The sequence below is a fragment of the Brevundimonas sp. NPDC007368 genome (assembly GCF_042869015.1).
GTDB lineage: Bacteria > Pseudomonadota > Alphaproteobacteria > Caulobacterales > Caulobacteraceae > Brevundimonas.
Window position 1 is genome coordinate 1 of the sequence record NZ_JBIAFA010000007.1, and the last position, 18,163, is coordinate 18,163.

At 68.1% G+C, this 18,163-nt stretch carries 16 protein-coding genes and 1 tRNA gene; 8 read left to right on the top strand and 9 right to left on the bottom strand.

Translation table 11 applies throughout. From position 1 onward, the window contains the following. Positions 1 to 276 precede the first annotated feature (276 nt). Complete coding sequence (locus ACFYLW_RS15015) at positions 277 to 690, top strand: VOC family protein (RefSeq protein ID WP_390183207.1); 414 nt, start codon at positions 277 to 279, stop codon at positions 688 to 690. A 13-nt stretch (positions 691 to 703) separates the two neighbouring features. Here the strand turns inward: ACFYLW_RS15015 and ACFYLW_RS15020 are convergent, their stop codons facing one another. The 6 genes from ACFYLW_RS15020 to ACFYLW_RS15045 form a co-directional block, all read right to left on the bottom strand. Beyond that, positions 704 to 1,537 (bottom strand): IclR family transcriptional regulator, encoded by an 834-nt coding sequence (locus tag ACFYLW_RS15020; protein WP_390183208.1) that lies wholly within the window; start codon positions 1,535 to 1,537, stop codon positions 704 to 706. A gap of 140 nt (positions 1,538 to 1,677) precedes the next feature. Further along, positions 1,678 to 2,655: an NAD(P)H-binding protein gene (locus tag ACFYLW_RS15025; protein ID WP_390183209.1), complete on the bottom strand. Its 978-nt coding sequence runs from the start codon at positions 2,653 to 2,655 to the stop codon at positions 1,678 to 1,680. After that, positions 2,583 to 3,791, bottom strand: coding sequence for an NAD(P)/FAD-dependent oxidoreductase (locus tag ACFYLW_RS15030; RefSeq protein WP_390183210.1), 1,209 nt, complete (start codon positions 3,789 to 3,791; stop codon positions 2,583 to 2,585). The genes ACFYLW_RS15025 and ACFYLW_RS15030 overlap by 73 nt, the downstream gene beginning before the upstream one ends. Positions 3,792 to 4,072: 281 nt before the next feature. Next, positions 4,073 to 4,267: a hypothetical protein gene (locus ACFYLW_RS15035; protein WP_390183211.1), complete on the bottom strand. Its 195-nt coding sequence runs from the start codon at positions 4,265 to 4,267 to the stop codon at positions 4,073 to 4,075. 68 nt (positions 4,268 to 4,335) lie between these two features. Next, positions 4,336 to 4,608: a toxin-antitoxin system, antitoxin component gene (locus ACFYLW_RS15040; RefSeq protein WP_390183212.1), complete on the bottom strand. Its 273-nt coding sequence runs from the start codon at positions 4,606 to 4,608 to the stop codon at positions 4,336 to 4,338. A 312-nt stretch (positions 4,609 to 4,920) separates the two neighbouring features. Next, positions 4,921 to 4,997, bottom strand: a tRNA-Lys gene (locus ACFYLW_RS15045). Positions 4,998 to 5,182: 185 nt separating this feature from the next. Between ACFYLW_RS15045 and ACFYLW_RS15050 the strand changes: the two genes are divergently transcribed. From ACFYLW_RS15050 to ACFYLW_RS15065, 4 genes are all read left to right on the top strand, one after another. After that, complete coding sequence (locus tag ACFYLW_RS15050; protein ID WP_312062321.1) at positions 5,183 to 6,277, top strand: CaiB/BaiF CoA-transferase family protein; 1,095 nt, start codon at positions 5,183 to 5,185, stop codon at positions 6,275 to 6,277. A gap of 110 nt (positions 6,278 to 6,387) precedes the next feature. Continuing rightward, positions 6,388 to 6,666, top strand: coding sequence for a hypothetical protein (locus tag ACFYLW_RS15055; protein WP_313472546.1), 279 nt, complete (start codon positions 6,388 to 6,390; stop codon positions 6,664 to 6,666). A 56-nt stretch (positions 6,667 to 6,722) separates the two neighbouring features. Then, entirely contained in the window at positions 6,723 to 8,516 is a 1,794-nt protein-coding gene (locus tag ACFYLW_RS15060) for an autotransporter assembly complex family protein (RefSeq protein WP_312062318.1), read from the top strand. Further along, on the top strand, positions 8,513 to 12,730 hold the full coding sequence (locus ACFYLW_RS15065) for a translocation/assembly module TamB domain-containing protein (protein WP_312062316.1): 4,218 nt from the start codon (positions 8,513 to 8,515) through the stop codon (positions 12,728 to 12,730). The genes ACFYLW_RS15060 and ACFYLW_RS15065 overlap by 4 nt, the downstream gene beginning before the upstream one ends. 132 nt (positions 12,731 to 12,862) lie before the next feature. Here ACFYLW_RS15065 and arsC read toward each other — a convergent pair whose 3' ends face one another. Genes arsC through ACFYLW_RS15080 form a run of 3 tightly spaced genes read right to left on the bottom strand, consistent with a single transcriptional unit; the run spans position 12,863 to position 14,236 of the window. Further along, positions 12,863 to 13,204, bottom strand: coding sequence for an arsenate reductase (glutaredoxin) (gene arsC, locus ACFYLW_RS15070; protein WP_312062314.1), 342 nt, complete (start codon positions 13,202 to 13,204; stop codon positions 12,863 to 12,865). Beyond that, positions 13,204 to 13,740, bottom strand: a complete 537-nt coding sequence (locus tag ACFYLW_RS15075; protein WP_312062311.1) for a hypothetical protein — start codon at positions 13,738 to 13,740, stop codon at positions 13,204 to 13,206. Before ACFYLW_RS15075 ends, arsC begins: the two co-directional genes overlap by 1 nt. A gap of 22 nt (positions 13,741 to 13,762) precedes the next feature. Beyond that, positions 13,763 to 14,236, bottom strand: a complete 474-nt coding sequence (locus ACFYLW_RS15080) for a hypothetical protein (protein WP_312062309.1) — start codon at positions 14,234 to 14,236, stop codon at positions 13,763 to 13,765. 117 nt (positions 14,237 to 14,353) lie between these two features. Between ACFYLW_RS15080 and ACFYLW_RS15085 the strand changes: the two genes are divergently transcribed. Genes ACFYLW_RS15085 through astD form a run of 3 tightly spaced genes read left to right on the top strand, consistent with a single transcriptional unit; the run spans position 14,354 to position 18,046 of the window. Then, a complete protein-coding gene (locus tag ACFYLW_RS15085) occupies positions 14,354 to 15,604 on the top strand; it encodes a hydrolase (protein WP_312062307.1) in 1,251 nt (416 codons plus the stop codon). 4 nt (positions 15,605 to 15,608) lie between these two features. Next, the gene (locus tag ACFYLW_RS15090) at positions 15,609 to 16,616 is read left to right on the top strand and encodes an arginine N-succinyltransferase (protein ID WP_312062305.1); all 1,008 of its coding nucleotides are present in this window, start codon (positions 15,609 to 15,611) and stop codon (positions 16,614 to 16,616) included. A gap of 14 nt (positions 16,617 to 16,630) precedes the next feature. Continuing rightward, complete coding sequence (gene astD / locus ACFYLW_RS15095) at positions 16,631 to 18,046, top strand: succinylglutamate-semialdehyde dehydrogenase (RefSeq protein WP_313472547.1); 1,416 nt, start codon at positions 16,631 to 16,633, stop codon at positions 18,044 to 18,046. The last annotated feature ends 117 nt before the right edge of the window (positions 18,047 to 18,163 follow it).

Sequence of the window (18,163 nt, forward strand, 5' to 3'; positions counted from 1 at the left end):
CCTTCAGATGCGCCGGCCAGTGCGGCGTGAACGCCCCAGGAGGCTCAATCACGTGATCGTCCACGCTCACAAGGATCAGGTCATCGACAGTCATGGGGCTCTTCCTCGTTTCCACGGACGGCTTGGCGCCGCCTCGAATTCGGACGCCGTCGCATGGACTCGCGCCATTCAGAATTCTTTTCTAGAACAAAAATCGCAAAAGTGTCTAGAAAATATGAGGCGCACCGCTGGACGCGCCGGCTCCCGCGCCAATCGGATATCGTTCAAGGAGACGCCATGATCCGCCGCATGGACCATTTCACCATCGTCACCGATCGCCTGAACGAGAGCGTGGACTTCTACGGGATGCTGGGACTGGTCCCCGGCCCGCGGCCGGACTTCGGCGTGGGGGGAGCCTGGCTCTACGCCGACGACCGCCCCGTGCTCCACCTGGTCGAAACCGAACGCATGCCGGACCCCCGGCGCGGCGCGCTTGATCACATGGCCTTCTTCGCCGAGAACTTCATCGCGGCGGCTGAGCGGGCGACGGCCGCCGCCGTGCCCTATCGCGTGATCCGCACTCCGCGCCCCTTCAGCCTGTGGCAGATGTTCCTGTTCGATCCCAACGGCGTCGAAGTGGAACTGGATTTCGCCGCCGACGAGCTTCCGCCGGCCGACTGGAAGGAGCACGCCGGTCTCGAACCGCGGTGACGCGGGGGACGGCTCAGGTCAGGGCTGACGTCAGCCTGTGGCCGGCGTCACGAAGGGCGACGCCGATCTCCTCCAGCGCCTCGCCCTCGTACTGCCCCTGGAGCATGACGCCGACGATGGTGAAGGCGACCTCGCCGGCCCGATCGAAGACCGGCGCGGCCACGGTCTGGACGCCGCGCGTGAAATAGCCCCGGTCGACGGCCCATCCCCTCGCCTTGGCGGCTTCAACTTCGTCCCAGTAAGCGTCGAACGTCAGCGGCGTCTGCCAGCGCAGGACATTGAAGGCCGACTTCAGCTCTTTCCGGCTCCAGCCGAGATAGGGGGCCATGACGCGGCCGGTCGCAGCCATCAGGACCGGAAGACGCTGGCCCTCGGCCATTTCAATACGCACATTGGCGGGACTGGGCACGCCCTTGATCAGGACGATCTTGTCGACGCCCAGCCGCTTCCACAGCGTCACGGTGATATTGAAGCGGTCCGCCAGATCCCGCATCTGGGGCGTCGCCGCCGCGATACGCTGCCCCTCGGTCAGCAGGTTCCCGACCAGGGTGGTGAGACCCACGCCGACCGAATAGGTCTTGGCGACGGGATCGAACTCCACGACCTCCTCCATCACCAGGGTGCGCAGTATGTTGAAGCAGGTGCTGGCGTTCAGCCCCAGGCTGCGCGAAATGGTCACCGACCGGGTGGGGCCGCCCGCCTCGACCAGGAATTTCAGGATCCGGATCGCATTGGCCGCCGGTTTGACGAAGACCATCTTCTCGGAGACGTCATTGGTCGCGGCTGCGGCGTCGGCCTGTCCCTCGACGTCGTCGTGCTTGCTTTTTCCTGCGGCTGATCGCGCCATGCGCACCCCGTTGAATCTTGCGGCCCCGGCCGCGATCACGGCCTCTGATTAGCAGGCATTGAGCTTGAAGCGAAACGGGGAAACCGCCCCGTCCGCCCTGCACCCCCCTGACCGGATCAGCCGCCGTCTGGCCCGTCGGCTCAGGCTGACGCCCCCTGGTCCGCAAAGGCCTGTATCAGGATCGCTTCGAGCGATTGCGGCGCCCGCCCCGACAGGTTTTCGATATCGCCCGTGACGATGTCGAATCCCCCGGCGACGAACCCCTGACGGATGGAAAGGACGACCTCGACGACATGGGGCGGCAGCCCCGCAGCCAGAAATCGCGCCCGCAGGTCCTTGACGGGCATGACCACATGGTTCAGCGCCTTTCCGGACAGCCTCGCGACTAGATCGGCGCGCTCGGCGCCCGTCCAGTTCCGCGGTCCTGTTCCTGTATAGACTGCGCCCTCATGTCCCTCCCCGGCCAGGAGCCCGGCGGCCGCGGCGGCGAGGTCCGCGCGGGAGACGAAGGCGACCCGGTTCTCCCCCAGTCCGACCAGCGCGCCCTGGGCCAGGGCGGCCTTCGCCTCGTCCGCGAAGGACTCGGCGTAGTAGTTCATGCGCAGGATGCTCCAGCGCGGTGCCGTGCGCATCAGATGTTGTTCCGCAGCGAAGTAGGACGCCCAGACGTCTGGCTCCGGCCGCGCCCTCGCGCCGGCCGACGACATGAAGACCACATGGGGCACGCCGGCCCGACGGGCGGCGTCAATGGCCGCCAAATTCTGCCGGGTGCGCTGTCCCGGCGCCAGGGCGACGGTCGGGATGATCAGCAGGCGATCCAGGCCGGCATAAGCGGCGTCCAGACTTTCAGCCTGGTCATAGTCGCCAAAACGGGTCTCATGGCCCGCCAATGTCTTCGGCGTGCGCGTGATCCCCACGACTTCCACGCCCGGGCGAAGGCCCAGATGCGCCACCACCCCGGCCCCGAGCTTTCCGCTCGCCCCGCTTACGCCGATCTTCATCGCTCGTTCTTCCCGGTTCCGATCCTGTCCGACCGCCTGCGGCGTCAGACCTCCTTCATGGGAATGGTCACATCCGCGAGGCGCAAGGGATCGACCTCGCGCCGCGACGCCAGCCATTGTCGCCCGGCCATGAATTCCTGCGGGGCGTTGACCGCCTCGACCGCCTGGACCCGCTCCCCGCAGAGGTGGAAGACCGCAAACTTGCGATCCGCCGGATCTCCGCGCGTGACAACCTGATCCACATCGAACGGCAGGCCGGCGATCTGCAGCTTGAGGTCGTACTGATCGGACCAGAACCATGGGGTGTCCGGCCTGGGTTCGGGTTGGCCGCTGATCGCCGCCGCAGCCTGGCGCGCCTGCTCGAGCGCATTGGGCACGCTTTCGAGGCGAAGGCTCCGTCCATAGAGCGGCATCGGCCTGTGCGTGAGATCGCCAACGGCGAAGATGTCTGGATCCGAGGTGCGCGCCTGAGCATCGACGACAACTCCGTTATCGCAGATCAGCCCGGCCTCCCGCGCCAGATCGTCATTGGGAATCGCCCCGATCCCCACCAGGACCGCGTCGCAATGCAGCATCCCGCCGTTCGCCAGCCGTACGCCCGAGACATGGCCGTCCAGCCCCTCGAAGCCCTGGATCTCGACCCCGAAGTGGAACCGCACGCCCTGCGCCTCGTGTTCCGCGCGAAAGAAGTCGGACAGGACCGGACCGGCGACGCGGGCCAGAAGGCGGTCCTCGCGCTCCAGGACATCGACGTCGGCGCCGAGTTTGCGCGCCGACGCTGCAACCTCAAGACCGACATAGCCGCCGCCGATGACGGCCAGACGGAAACCGGGCTTGAAATAGGCCTTGATCCTCTCGGCGTCGTCGATCGTTCTGAGCTCAAGAAAGCCGTTCAATTCACTCCCCGGAAGGACCAGACGACGTGCCCGTGCGCCCGTGGCGAGCACCAGGGTGTCATAGGCGAGGGTTTCGTCCGAAGAGAGGGTCAGGGTTTTGGCGGCGCGGTCGATCTGGACCACGCGCGTGGAGGTTCGCAGATCAATACCGACTTCCGCATACCAGTCGCGAGGCCGCAACAGCAGCCCGTCCTCGGCAAGCTCGCCCTTCAACCACCCCTTGGACAGGGGCGGGCGCTGGTAGGGCGGATGCGGCTCCTCGCCGATCAGGGTGATGGGCTCGGCATAGCCGTTCTGGCGCAGCATGGCCGCGACACTTCCCCCCGCGTGGCCTGCCCCGATGATGATTGCGCTCACTTTGATCCCGTCCCTCTAGCCGACCTCCAGAACCCCGAACGCCGAAGACCATCTACATGAAGAATTTGATTGTGATTTGAGAATTGAAAATCGTCCAGCCCAGAAGTGTGGGGCGTGCGCCAGGATGCTTTTCGCGACGCCCCCGCTTCCAGGCACGTCGCCGTCGAAATCCTTCTGCCCGGCTCGACGCACAAGGCTTTCGCGCTCACGGCAGCGACGCCGATCTCCCCCGGGGAAAGCGGGCTTAAGCGACCGCCATTCACCAGGCTCCGTCGGCGACCTCAGTTCGCCCGCGCCTCTGGCGCGGTCGGGTTCCGCGAGGCCGCGCGCACGCAGCGAACGCTTTCGGCTTTCAGTTGCGGCTCGGGGACATATCCCGACTGGGCGAACGCCCGCTGCTGCGGCAGGGCCGAAAGCGTATCCTCGGCCCGCCACCATTTCGAGGCGCTCGATGACTTCGACAGAAGTCCGCCCATGATGCGCTCGATATCGCGAAAGCTCAGCTCGACTTCCGCCGCCTTCTGAACGGCGCTTCCGCGAAAAATCAGTTGTGACCGAGTGGGCCGCCGGTCGACCCCGAACGCACGAACCTCACCTTCTCGGCTCGCAGTTCCGGTTCAGGGGTAAACCCCGCCTGAGCGAAGGCGCGTTGCTGAGGCATGGCTGACGGCGCGTCCTCGACGCGCCACCACTTCACGTCAGCGGACGCCTTGGGCAGGAAACCGCCAACGATCCGTTCGATATCCCGAAAACTCAGCTCAACCTCTATCGCCTTTTGGCGACGCAGGTATCGAACGAGGGGCTCGTACTTGGCCATAAGATCGGGCTCGTTTCCTTGACGCCGCGCGCGACAGCTCGCGCCCTGAAACAAGCGACGCTCCATACAGGTCCCGAGGGGTCAGGAAAAGCCGCTCTCCGCGGCTTCCACTCGGCGTCAACCCAGACTGTCTCCCAGCTAGGCGATCACCGCATTTCCATCAAAACTCTGAGCCCGAAGCAGAAAAATGAAACCGGCTGAAACGAGGTGAAAAAATACAGCCCTTTGGCCCCCATATGGACCCCAAAAGCACAACCAGCTGGACGAGGCCTAAAGCACCCGTCAACAACTATCTATGAATAAAGGGGAAAATGGTACGCCCCCTCGGGCTCGAACCGAGGACCCTCTGATTAAAAGTCAGATGCTCTAACCAACTGAGCTAGGGGCGCACACTCTTTGAAATCAACCACTTGGGCTGCTTCGCCGCCGACAGGCGAAGCGCCTGTTTGCGGAGGCGGTTTCTGGTTCATTCGCGGATGGAGGTCAAGGGCCGCAGCGCGCGAAGATGCGCATTTTGTGAGGAAATCGTCACGACCGCCCTTCCACAGCCCGTCCATACGGTTAGCGTGGCGGCATGGGACCTCTCGCCGGACTGCGCATCATCGAAATCGACGGCCTGGGGCCCGTCACCTTCTCCGGCATGGTGCTGGCCGACATGGGGGCCGAAGTTCTGCGGCTGACGCGCGGCGGCGCCGCCCCCGCAGCTGTTTTCGACGAGGTCGGCGGCGAGGTGCTGCATCGCGGCCGCACGGCCGTGCCCGTCGATCTCAAATCAGTCGAGGACCGCGACAAGATCCTGGCGCTGATCGCGGGCGCCGACGCCCTGATCGAGGGTTTCCGGCCCGGCGTCATGGAGCGCCTGGGCCTGGGGCCAGACGCCTGCGCCGCCGTCAATCCGCGCCTGGTCTATGGCCGCGTCACCGGCTGGGGTCAGACCGGGCCGATGTCCGATCAGGTCGGCCACGACATCAACTACCTCGCCCTGTCCGGCGCCCTCTATCCCATGGGGGCGGGCGATCAGCCGCCCTGCCCGCCGTTGAATCTGGTCGGCGACTACGGCGGCGGGGCCATGATGCTGGTCAGCGGCGTGCTGGCGGCCCTGCTGGAGGCGAAGACCACCGGACGCGGGCGCGTCGTCGACGCCGCCATGACCGACGGCTCGGCCCTGCTGACCAGCCTGTTCCACGCTTTGCGGGCGCGCGGCCTGTGGAGCGAGCGGCGTGAAGCCAACCTGCTGGACGGCGGCACGCCCTTCTATCGCTGCTACGCCTGCCGCGACGACGGCTTCGTCGCCGTCGGCGCGCTGGAGCCGCGCTTCTACGCCGCCCTCATCAGGGGGCTTGGCCTGACGCCTGACGAAGCGCCGCAGTTCGACCGGGAGAACTGGCCCGCCCTGCAGGCCCGCTTCACCGCTCTGTTCGCCACTCGCGACCGCGACGACTGGGCGGCGCATTTCGCCGGGACCGAGGCTTGCGTCACCCCCGTCCTGTCCCTGAGCGAGGCGCCGGCGCACCCTCACAACCAGGCGCGCGGGACCTTCGTGAGCGCCGGAATCGATCAGCCCGCCCCCGCGCCGCGCTTCGCCGCCGCAGCCGCGCCGATCAGCGCCGACCGCCCTCTCCTGCCGCTGGATCAGGCCCTGGCCGACTGGACGAACGAAAACGCCTGAAGCCGTGACGAAAAGGGTTCAGTTGCGGTTCATTCTCGTTCGGTAGACAAGCCGAGGGAACCCAGCCGGGCAGACGACGTTTGCCACCCCACAGGGGGAAGAAAAACCAGATGAACCGATTGATTGTAAAACGTTTGCTCCTGGCCGCAGGCTTGGCCGCCGCCACCGCCCTGGCGGCTTGCGATGAGCCGCGTTCGGAAAACGACTACGAGGCCGTCGAGGTCCAGACCGAAGAGCCCGCCGCCCCCGCCGCCGAAGACTCGGCCGCGCCCGCCGTGGCCGAGGCTCCGGTTGCGACCGAGGCCCCGCCTCCGGTCGACGCCCTGCCGCCCGAAACCCGCACCTCGGAACAGACGGTGCAGCCGGAAAGCGATACGCTGTTCTACTGATTCCGCTTGAGCGGCGTTCGCTTCCGGTTGTCGCGCCCTGAACCCAAGGCTCCAGTTTGACGTCGAGGTCTCATCTCCTTCTCGCCAGCGTGGCGCTCTGGGCCGTGTGCGGCCACGCGGCGGTCGCCGCCCAGCCCAAGGCCGAGATTCGCGGCGACGTCGACGCCGAACTGCGTCGACGGCTGGAGCAGGCCGTCGGTCAGGTCGACGAAACCCCCGCCAACCGTTTCGAGGCCCGCCGCCGCGCGCGCTCGGCCATGGAGGCGGCCCAGGCCCTGCTTCGCTCTGAAGGCTATTACCAGCCGACGCTGCAGGACGACGTCGAGGGCGAGGAAAAGCCGGTCGCCGTCGTCACCGTCATGCCCGGACGGCGCTTTGAACTGAGCGAGACCAAGGTCAACTGGGTCGCCCCCGTGCCTGACCCCGCCGCACAGTCCGCCGCCACCGCCGACATCGGCCTGAAGCCGGGCGATCCGGGTCGCGCCGCCGACATCCTGGACGCCGAAGGCCGGATCGTCGCCAACCTGACGCGCGAAGGCTACGCCGACGCCAAGGCCGAACCCCGCCGGGTGGTCGTCGATCACGCCACCTTCACCGTGCAGCCCAATTTCAACATCGCTTCGGGCGAACTGGTGCGGCTGGACGGCGTGCTGGTGCGCACCCGGGGGCCGACCAACCCAGACTGGGTCGCCAATCTGGCCCCGTGGAAGGCCGGCGACCGCTACGACCCCGAGGACGTGGCCGAACTGGAGCGGCGTCTGCTGGACACCGGCGTCTATGACGGCGTAAACGTCTCCCTGGCCTCGCTGGATCAGGTGACGCCCGAGGGACTGCGCCCGGTCGTCGTCGGCCTGTCGGACCGTCCGCGCAGCCTGCTGGAGGCCGGCGCCACCTATTCGACCGCCGAAGGCGTCGGCATCGACGTCTTCCAAACCCGCTACAACCGCTTCGGCCGCGCCGCGACGCTGAAGTACGGCGGCCGCTACGCCAGCATCGACAGCCGCCTGGGCGCCGAGGCCAGCTTCCCCCACTGGGGCAAGGCCGGCCGGACGTTGAAGCTGTCCGGCTACCTCATCAACGAGCAGACCGACGCCTATGACCGCAGCGCTGTCAGCGTGAACGCCGACCTGTCGCAGCGCATCGGCAAGACCTCCTTCTTCACCTACGGCCTCGGCGTCGACGCGGGACAGTACACAGAGAACCGCTTCGACCCGATCACCCAGGCGCCGATCACCTTCGATCGCGACCTGGCCATCGTGACGGGGCGCGCCATCGCCTTCATGGATCGCTCCAACGATCCGCTGGATCCGACCCGCGGCTATCGTCTCTACGTTTCGGCCCAGCCGACGGCCGTGACGGGTGAGGACACCGTCCTGTTCCTCAAGACCGAGGGCCAGGCCACGGCCTATCTGCCCCTGCAGGACGGGGCCAAAACGGTGCTGGCTGGCCGCGCCCGTATCGGTTCGATCGTCGGCGGCGAGGAGCTGACGGTGCCGTCGGACCGCCTCTTCTATTCCGGCGGCGGCGGCTCGGTGCGCGGCTATTCCTATCAGAGCATCAACCCTCGCCTGCCCGACAACACGCCGCGCGGCGGCCTGTCGCTGTTCGAGACCTCGATCGAGGTGCGCCACGACATCGGCCAGAAGTTCCAGGCCGTCGGCTTCGTCGACGCCGGGGCCATCGGCTTCCAGGAGACGCCCAACCTGACCAACATGCGCTACGGCGCAGGCGTCGGGGTCCGTTACAAGCTGCCGTTCGGCCCGGTGCGCGCCGATATCGCCGTCCCGCTGAACAAGCGCGAGGGCGACGCGGCCTTCCAACTCTACATCAGCATCGGCCAGGCGTTTTGACCGACACTCCTCCGCCTCATGAACCCGAAGCGGAAACGCCGGCCAAGGCCGAGAAGCGCAAACGCACGCGTCTGCAGCTCATCGCCTTCGTCTCGGGCGTCGTGGTCGCCGCCCTGCTGGCCCTGAGCATCGTCCTGGCGATTGGCGGGCGAATGTATCTGGTCTCGGATTCCGGCCGCGAACTGATCACCAGTTTCGTCGCCGGCAAGAAGATCAGCCGCTATGGCCGCATCAACGTCGAGGGCCTGAAGGGCGACCTGTTCGACGACTTCACCCTGGAACGGGTGACCATCACCGATGCGGACGGCGTCTGGCTGGAGGCGACCAATGTTCGCCTCGACTGGTCCTACTGGCCCCTGCTGATGCGGCGCTTCCATGCGACCGAGATCCGCGCGGACCAGATCCGTCTGCTCCGCCGTCCCCAGTTCGAGCCGCGGACCGAGCCCGGCGGCCCCCAGGCCCTGAGCATCGACATCGACAAGTTCAGCGCCAGGGTCGAGCTGATGGAGGGCTTCTCCAAGGAATACGGCCGCTGGACCCTGAGCGGCGACGCCGAGGTTCCGCGTCGGGGCGACAAGAAGATCAACGTCGACGCCTTCAGCCTGAACCGCCAGGGCGACCATCTGCTGCTCAAGGCGATCATCGGCAAGAAGCCCGAGGACCTGCGGGTCAACCTGCGCGCGGGCGAGGCCCAGGGCGGCCCGATCGCCGGCGCGCTGGGCTATTCCCCCGACAAGCCCTTCTCGGCCATCGCCGTCGTCAACGGCGAACTGGTCGACGTCGAGGTGAAGACCGGCGACTTCACCCCCCTGACCGTCAAGGGCCGCTACGGCAAGACCGGCGCCCGCATCGGCGGCGCCGCCGACTTCTCGGGCTCGGACCTGCTGGAGCCCTTCGCCCGCCGCATTGGCCAGAGGGCCCGCTTCGGCTTCGCCAGCCTGCCGGTTCGGGACGCCGAGGATGTCCAGGCCATGAGCTGGACCCTGACCGCCGAGAACATCACCACCCGTGCCTCGGGCCTGATCAACCTCAAGCAGCGCGCCGCGCCGGACGGCGTCAAGCTGACGGTCGCGACGCCCTCGCTCACCCGTCTGGCCGGCCCGACCCTGGCCGGGGCGACCACCTATACGGGCGTGTTCAAGGGCGACGCCAACCGCTGGAGCGTGCAGGGCTCGGCCAGCCTTCAGGACACAGACATCGCCAGCTATCGCGCCGCCCGCGTCTCGGGGCCGCTCGCCCTCAGCTACAATAAGGGCCAGTTCGATGTCGTCACCGACGCCCGCGCCGTCGGCGGCTCGACGGCCGGCATCATCGGCGCCCTGCTGGGGGCCACCCCCCATGTGAAGCTGGAAGGCTCGCGCACTTCCGACGGCGCCTATCTGCTGAAGAAGATCGACGGGCGAGGTCAGGCCCTGACCCTGACCGGATCGGGCGGCCGCAACCTCACCGGCGGCCTCAGCTTCCGCGGTGATGCAGACATCACCGACATCTCGCGTATCCGCCCCGGCGCCAAGGGCTCCTTCAAGGGACCAATCCAGGCCGGCAAGGCCCGCAACGGGCCGTGGACCATCAGCTTCGACGGCCGCGCGTCGCGCCTGAGCGTCGGCATGGACGAACTGGATCGCCTTCTGGGTCAGACCCCGCGTCTGGCCATGGCCGGAACCTATGACCGGGGTGTCCTGGCCATCAACCGGGGCGAGCTGACGGGCGCCGCCGGGCGCATGGGCGCCAAGGGCCTGATCGAGGGCGGCAAGCTGCGTCTGGCCCTGGACTGGGACGCGCACGGGCCGTTCGGCGTCGGTCCCGTGGCCATCGACGGCGCCATGAGCGGAAACGGCGCCCTGACCGGCACCCTGGCCCAGCCCAGGGCTGACCTGCGCGCCGCCTTCGACAAGGTCGCGGCCGGCGGCCTGATCCTGACCAACGCCGATCTGATCCTCAGCTTCCGCAAGGGCGCCGACGCGTCTGACGGACGGATCGTGCTCAACTCCGGCTCCAACTACGGCCCGGCGCGGGCGTCGGGGAACTTCTTCCTCGGCGGCAAGAGCCTTCGCCTGACCGAGGTGGACGTCAACGCGGGCGGCGTGACGGCCCAGGGGGCCATCGCCCTGTCCAACAACTACCCCTCCAGCGCCGACCTGACCTTCACCGCGCGTCAGGGCGCCTTCCTGGCCTCGGGTCAGGCGGACGGCCGGGTGCGCCTGACCGACGGCGGCGGCGATCAGAGCGCCGTTCTCGACGTCACCGGACGCAACGTCCGCCTGGCGGGATCGACCTGGGTCGTCCGCAGCCTGTCGCTCAAGGGCCAGGGCACGCTCGAGCGCCTGCCCTTCTCCCTGGCCGCCGACGTCGGCGGGCCCAATCCGGTGCAGTTCAACGGCACGGGCGAATACTCGCGCCAGGGCCCGGCCCAGAGCGTCACCCTGCGCGGCGGCGGCCGCGTGCGCGAGGTCGCCTTCACCACCCGCGCCCCGGCCGTCATCGCCCTGAACGGCGACGGCCGCGTCGTCCGTGTCGACCTGGGCGTCGGCGGCGGCGTCCTGACCGGCGAGCTGCGTCAGGACAAGGCCGGCAGCGCCATTCAGGCCGAGCTGACCAATGTCGAAATGGGCTCTCTCGTCCCCGACCTGCGCGGTCAGGTCACCGGCCGCGTCTCGCTGCAGGGCGCGGGCGACAGGCTGAACGGCTCGGCCAATGTCGACCTGAAGCAGCTGCGCAGCATCGACGCCCCGCGGGGCCTGGCCGTGGACGGCGCCCTGAACGCCGACCTCAACGACAATGTCCTGCGCATCCGCGCCCAGGCCAACGACGGCACGGCGGTTCAGGCCTCCGCCGACGTCAGCCTGCCGGTCGTGGCCTCGGCCGCGCCCCTGCGCCTGGCGGTCGAGCGCACCCGCGAGATGTCCGGTCAGATCGCCGTCAACGGCCAGATCCAGCCCATATGGGATCTCTTCCTCGGCGGCGCCCAGTCGCTGTCCGGCCAGATCGCCAGCCGCGCCACCCTCGGCGGCACCCTGAACGACCCGCGCCTGAACGGCCGTCTGGACCTGACACAGGGCGCCTTCCGCGACAGCATCACCGGTCTGCGTCTCGAAGGCGTCAGCCTGGCCAGCCGGTTCGACGACAACCAGGCGGTGATCGAGCGCTTCGAGGCCGCCGACGGGCTCAAGGGCACGGTGACCGGCAACGGCAACCTGGGCCTGCGTCAGGGCTCGGGCTCCACCCTGAGGCTGGAGCTGACCCGCTTCCGCGTCATCGACAACGACATCGCCGAGGCCCGCGCCAACGGGGTGCTGACCGCCGTGCGCGGCGCGGACGGCAATATCCAGCTGAGCGGCGATCTGAACATCGACCAGGCCGAGATCTCGCCCAATCTGCCCGGCTCGAACGGCGTGGTGAAGATGGATGTGGTCGAGATCAACCGCCCTGGCGGCGATCCTGTCGAGGCCGAAACCAGGGCGCGCGGTCCGCAGATCGGCCTGAACCTCAACCTGACGGGCCGTGAAATCCATGTGCGCGGCCGCGGCCTCAACGTCGAGTTGACCGCCAACGCCCGCGTACGCGGCACCATCACCCGTCCACAGCTGACCGGCACGGCCAATGTCGTGCGCGGCGACTATGAGTTCGCAGGCAAGCGCTTCGTCTTCGACGACAGCGGGTCGGTGACTCTGTCGACCGACCCGGCGCGCATCCGTCTGAACCTGGCCGCCGTGCGCGAAGACCCGGCACTGACGGCGACCATCAAGGTCACGGGCACCGCGGCCCAGCCCAAGATCGAGCTGACCTCCAGCCCCTCCCTGCCCCAGGACGAAATCCTGTCGCAGGTCCTGTTCGGCCGTTCAGCGTCGCAGTTGTCGGGCTTCGAGGCGGCGCAACTGGCCTCGGCCGTGGCCTCGCTGGCTGGCGGCGGCGGCTTCGACGTGATCGGCAACCTGCGCGAACTGGCGGGTCTGGACCGCCTGTCGTTCGGCGGCGAGGCCTCCAGCCTCACTGTCGCCGGCGGCCGCTACATCACCGACGACGTCTATCTGGAGATCATCGGCGGCGGCGAAGGCGGGGCGGCGGTCAACGTCGAATGGCAGGTGCGCCGCAACCTGGCCGTCAGCTCCAAGTTCGGCGGCGAAGGCGACGCCAGCATTTCGGTTCGCTGGCGTCGCGAAAGCGACCGGCCCGGCGGCGGCGCAACCGACCGGCGCCGCAACCGCAGCCGCTAAGCCTCTACGTCATCCCGGAAGCGGCGCAGCCGCTATCCGGGACCGCAAGATATGCATTCGCCTGCGTCCTGGGCGCTCCCGGCTCTCCGTCTCGCTAACGCGAGCCTGCGGCCGGGATGACGAAAATGAGTGTTAGAGGATTTCCAAAATGCTCTCGACGGGGCGCCCGATCCGGGCGCCCTTGTCGCTCTCGACGATGGGGCGTTCGACCAGCACCGGCTCGGCGATCATGGCCGCGCGGATCACGTCGTCCGACGCCCCGCTTTCCAGCAGTTCGACCGCCTTGGCCTCGCGCTTGCGCAGCATCCCCGACAGGCCCACGCCCGTCTCCTTGGCCAGCCGGTCCAGCGTCGCCGCGTCCCAGCCGGTCTTCAGATACTCGACCACCACCGGCTGGACGCCCTTCTCCTGCAGCAACTCCAGCGCCTTGCGCGAGGTCGAGCATTTCGGATTGTGGAAGAGGGTGACGGTCATCAGTAGGTCCGTTTCAGTTTTTCAAACATGCGTCCGCCGCGGAACGCAGCGACATACATGGCTATTGTCGCGAGATTGACGAGCCACATCAGCGCACTGACGAAGGCGAACTCAAACTCGATCGACGAGCCGATTTTCAAAAGGGCGCCGAACCCGCTCAAGAGGCCATAGGCCATGAAGGCGAGCATGATCGTCGGGATCACCCAGGTCATGCGCCGCCACTGCGCCACCGCCAGAACGACATAGACAACTGCGAGCACCAAGGTGGTGACCAGCATGAACACGGGTAGCATGCCCACGATGGCGTCCTGAATGGCGACTTGCTGAGCCGTCATGACCTGCCCCTTTTGCTGAGCAGCCAGCACCTGAGCCAGCGCCTCGGCCTTCGGCATAGACAGCAGGCCGACGAACAACTGCACTAGGCCGATCCCCAGCGCCACCGCGCCAACTCGCGCCGCCCTCTGCGCCTCGGCCATGCCACGCGGCGGCGTGAACGGATTGGCCGCGCGCAGCCACAGTTTGGCGTTTTGGTTCATCATCGCCCCCCGGCTGCAAACCCTATCTCTTAGACGCAGTCGGCGCCGTGGCAAGCCGCGCCAGCGCAGCCGAGCCGCGCAGGCCGCCGACATGCAGGATCGCGCAGGCCAGCATGGCCGTCGCTGCGATCATCCCGCCCCAGGCCGGCACGCCCGCCACGCCCAGCGGCGCCCCGACCATCAGGCTGACGCCCGTGGAGCTCAACTCATACAGCGCCCAGGCCAGGCCGAAGACCGGCAGGATGCGGTTGGGCCGTCGCCACTGCGCCCATCCCAGACATGCCGCGATCAGGGCGAAGAAGACGGCGAACCCCGTCGTCGCGCCCCGGAACTCGGCATAGGCGGCGTCAGAGGCGTACCAGACCAGCCCCGCCTGCATCAGACCCGTCGCCGCCCACAACCCGAAGGCCAGAGCGCTCAACCGCGCCATGTCCACCGCCGTCGAACCCGAATCGACGGGACCGAAGGGGTTGGGGAAGCTGAAACGACGGTTCATGCGCGACTCCTCGACTGCTGCGGCAAACCTATCCCGCGCGCCCCCTATTTCCCAAGCCTGTGAGCGAGAAACCGCCTCGCCTTCACCTTTGCCCCGCCCCCGTCTAGGGTCGCCGTCATGCGGATCGAACCCCACGACCAGGCCGTTCTCGACCACGTCGCGGCCCAGGGCGACGTGATCGTCGCGCGGACCATCGAATGGGCCAATATCAACTCCGGCAGCCGTAACGCCGCCGGTCTGGCGCTTATGCTGGACGTGCTCGAGGCCGAGGCCCGCCGCCTGCCCGCCGCCGTCGCGCGCGTACCCACGAAGGCCTCGACCACCGTGGCCGACAGCGGCGCGGTGATCCCCGAAAGCTACGCCGACTGCCTGACCATCACCGCCCGCCCCGAGGCGCCGATCCAGGTGGTCCTGACCGGGCACTACGACACCGTCTTCCCCGCCGACAGCGCCTTCCAAAAGGTCGTCATGCGCCCCGACGGCGCTCTGAACGGTCCCGGCGTCGCCGACATGAAGGGCGGGATCAGCGTCATGCTGGCCGCGCTGGAAGCCTTCGAGACCCACCCGGACAAGGCCCGCGTCGGCTGGACGGTGCTGCTCAGCCCCGACGAAGAGATCGGCTCGCCCGCCTCGGCCCCCCTGCTGGCGGCCCTCGGCGCGCGTGGCCACGTCGGCCTGACCTATGAACCCGTCCTGTCCGACGGCACGCTAGCGGGCGAGCGCAAGGGCAGCGGCAACTTCCACCTGATCGTCACGGGCAAGGCCGCCCACGCGGGCCGCGCCTTCCACGAGGGCGCCAATGCGGTCGCCGGCGCCGCCATCATCGCCGCCCGCCTGCACGGCCTGAACGGCCAGCGCGAGGGCGTCACCGTCAATGTCGCCAGGATCGCCGGCGGCGGCCCGCTGAACGTCGTGGCCGACAACGCCGTGGTCCGCTTCAACGTCCGTGTGCCGGACAAGGAGGCCGCCGCCTGGATCGACGCCACGGTGCGCGCCATCGCCGCCGAGCCGCCCTTCCCCGGCCTGACGCTGGACCTGCACGGCGGCATGACCCGCGCGCCCAAGCCGATGGACGCCAGCCAGACCGCCCTGTTCCACGCCGTCCGCGACGCGGGCGAACTGCTGGGGCAGACCATCGCCTGGAAGCCCTCCGGCGGCGTTTGCGAGGGCAATAACCTGCACGCCGCGGGCCTGCCCAATGTCGACACCCTCGGCGTCGTCGGCGGCGAAATCCATTCGGATCAGGAGTTCGCCTGGCCCGCCAGCTTCGTCGAACGCGCCCAACTGTCCGCCCTGATCCTGTGCAAGATCGCCTCGGGCGAGATTGACGCGTTGAAACTGAAACAGCTCCGACTGGAGACCATGTAACCGCATGCTCGTTGTTCGCCCCGCCGGCCCCGCCGACCTCCACCACCTGCTTGAACTGGCCATCCTGTCCGGCCCCGGCTTCACCAGCCTGCCCGAAGACGCCGACGTCCTGAGCGAGCGCCTGGAACTCAGCCAGGCCAGCTTCGAGGGCCGCGTCCCGCCGCAGGAGGCCTGGTACACCCTGATGCTGGAAGACGGCGACACGGGCGACATCGACGGCATCGGCTCGGTCAAGGCGACGGTGGGGCTGAAGCGCCCCTTCTTCTCGTTCCGCGTGGTCAACAACACGGTCCAGTCACCCTCGCTGGGCATGAAGCTGAACCATCAGACGCTCGTTCTGGTCAACGAGTGCACCGGCTGGACCGAGGTCGGCTCCCTCTTCCTCAAAGCCGACCGTCGCAAGGGCGGCGCCGGGCGCCTGCTGAGCCAGTCGCGCTACATGCTGATCGGCGCCCAGCCGGATCTGTTCGCCGACAACGTCCTGGCCGAACTGCGGGGCGTCTTCACCCCCGATGGCTACTGCCCCTTCTGGGACCATGTGGCGCACAAGTTCTTCCCCATGGACTTCGACGACGCCGACCGCATGAGCGGCTCGACCGACAAGCAGTTCATCCTCGACCTGGCCCCCCGCCACCCCATCTACATCGACCTGCTGCCCGAACCGGCCCGCGCCGTGATCGGCAAGGTCCACCCGCAGGGCGTGCCGGCCATGGCCCTGCTGGAAAGCGAAGGCTTCCGCCCCAACGGCCTGGTCGACATCTTCGACGCCGGCCCCACCGTGGCCTGTGGTCGCGACAACATCCGCACCGTGCGCGACGCCCGCGTCCTGACGGCCCGCATCGAAAAAGAGGTCGAGGTCGAACTGCCCAGCCTCGTCTCGACCGACAGCGTCTCGGCCTTCCGCGCCGTCCGCGCCCGCGTCCTGATCGACGGCGATGTCGCCCGCATGACCCCCGACGTCGCCGCCGCCCTGAAGATCAAGGACGGCGCCGTCGTCCGCGTGAAATCCTGAACCGAGTAGCCGCCATGACCCGCTTCGCCTCCACCAATCCCGCCACCGGCGAAACCGTCTGGGAAGGCGAAGCCGCCACCACCGAGCAGGTCGGCGCCGCCGTCGAGGCCGCCCGCGCCGCCTTCCCTGACTGGGCCGACCGCCCGCGTCAGGACCGCATCGACGCGGTGAAACGCTATCAGACCATCCTGAAAGACCGCGCCCCAGAAATGGCCGAGGCCATCAGCCGCGAAACCGGCAAGGCCCTATGGGAGACGAAAACCGAGCTGGCCTCGATGGCGGGCAAGGTCGACATCTCCATCCGCGCCTATGACGAGCGCACCGGCGAGCGCACCACCGACACCGCCTTCGGTCGCGCCACCCTGCGTCACCGCCCGCACGGCGTCTCGGCGGTGCTCGGCCCGTTCAACTTCCCCGGCCACCTGCCCAACGGCCACATCGTCCCGGCCCTGCTGGCGGGCGACACGGTCGTGTTCAAGCCGTCCGAGGAAACGCCCCTGACCGGCCAGTTGATGGCCGAATGCCTGGACGCCGCCGACCTGCCCAAGGGCGTGTTCAACATGGTGCAAGGCGGGCGCGACACCGGCGCGGCCCTGCTGGACCAACCGATCGACGCCCTGATGTTCACCGGCTCGGGCGCGGCGGGCGCCCACTTCCGGCGCAAGTTCGCCGACGATCCCCACGTCATCCTGGCGCTGGAACTGGGCGGCAATAACCCGCTGGTCGTCTGGGACGCACGTGACGCCGAGGCTGTCGCCAGCATCGTGGTCCAGTCCGCCTTCGTCACCACCGGCCAGCGTTGCTCCTGCGCGCGCCGCCTGATCCTGCCGAAAGGCGCGGCGGGCGACGCCATCGTCGAGGCCGTGGCCGCCATGTCGGACCGCCTGAACTTCGCCCCCTGGGACAGCGATCCCGAGCCCTACGCCGGGCCGCTGATCTCGGAAAAGGCCGCGCAAGCCGCCCTGCAGGCCCTGCAGCAACGCATCGACGCGGGCGCCAAGGTCATCCGCGCCTCCGGCCCCGTCGATAACCTGCCGGGCGCCTTCGTGAAGCCCGCCATTATCGACGTGACCGGCCTGAACGTGGCCGACGAAGAGATGTTCGCCCCCTTCCTCCAGGTCATCCGCGTCCCGACCTTCGACGCCGCCATCACCGCCGCCAACGCCACCAAATACGGCCTGTCCGCCGGTCTGGTCAGCGATGACGCCACGCACTGGGACCGCTTCATCAACCGCATCCGCGCGGGCGTGGTCAACTTCAACCGCCCGACCACGGGCGCGGCGGGCGACATGCCCTTCGGCGGCCTCGGCGCCTCCGGCAACCACCGCCCCAGCGCCTACTACGCCGCCGACTACTGCGCCTACCCCGTCGCCAGCTTCGAGGCCGGCGCGGTCAAGAATATCGAAAGCGAGATCAAGGGACTGCGCTGACTTCCTTCTCCCCTTGAGGGAGAAGGTGGCTCGCGGAGCGAGACGGATGAGGGGTGTGAGCGCCATGATTGATATTTCGAACTCGAGGTCCCGGATGATTGGGTATGGCGCCGCCGT

Excerpts from the sequence above, each read along its gene's own strand:
- ACFYLW_RS15035 (WP_390183211.1), bottom strand. The coding sequence starts at position 4,267 with ATGGGCGGACTTCTGTCGAAGTCATCGAGCGCCTCGAAATGGTGGCGG.
- ACFYLW_RS15050 (WP_312062321.1), top strand. The coding sequence starts at position 5,183 with ATGGGACCTCTCGCCGGACTGCGCATCATCGAAATCGACGGCCTGGGG.
- astD (WP_313472547.1), top strand. The coding sequence starts at position 16,631 with ATGACCCGCTTCGCCTCCACCAATCCCGCCACCGGCGAAACCGTCTGG.
- ACFYLW_RS15025 (WP_390183209.1), bottom strand. The coding sequence starts at position 2,655 with ATGGCTGGCGTCGCGGCGCGAGGTCGATCCCTTGCGCCTCGCGGATGT.
- ACFYLW_RS15075 (WP_312062311.1), bottom strand. The coding sequence starts at position 13,740 with ATGAACCAAAACGCCAAACTGTGGCTGCGCGCGGCCAATCCGTTCACG.
- arsC (WP_312062314.1), bottom strand. The coding sequence starts at position 13,204 with ATGACCGTCACCCTCTTCCACAATCCGAAATGCTCGACCTCGCGCAAG.
- ACFYLW_RS15055 (WP_313472546.1), top strand. The coding sequence starts at position 6,388 with ATGAACCGATTGATTGTAAAACGTTTGCTCCTGGCCGCAGGCTTGGCC.
- ACFYLW_RS15015 (WP_390183207.1), top strand. The coding sequence starts at position 277 with ATGATCCGCCGCATGGACCATTTCACCATCGTCACCGATCGCCTGAAC.
- ACFYLW_RS15080 (WP_312062309.1), bottom strand. The coding sequence starts at position 14,236 with ATGAACCGTCGTTTCAGCTTCCCCAACCCCTTCGGTCCCGTCGATTCG.
- ACFYLW_RS15020 (WP_390183208.1), bottom strand. The coding sequence starts at position 1,537 with ATGGCGCGATCAGCCGCAGGAAAAAGCAAGCACGACGACGTCGAGGGA.
- ACFYLW_RS15040 (WP_390183212.1), bottom strand. The coding sequence starts at position 4,608 with ATGGCCAAGTACGAGCCCCTCGTTCGATACCTGCGTCGCCAAAAGGCG.
- ACFYLW_RS15085 (WP_312062307.1), top strand. The coding sequence starts at position 14,354 with ATGCGGATCGAACCCCACGACCAGGCCGTTCTCGACCACGTCGCGGCC.
- ACFYLW_RS15090 (WP_312062305.1), top strand. The coding sequence starts at position 15,609 with ATGCTCGTTGTTCGCCCCGCCGGCCCCGCCGACCTCCACCACCTGCTT.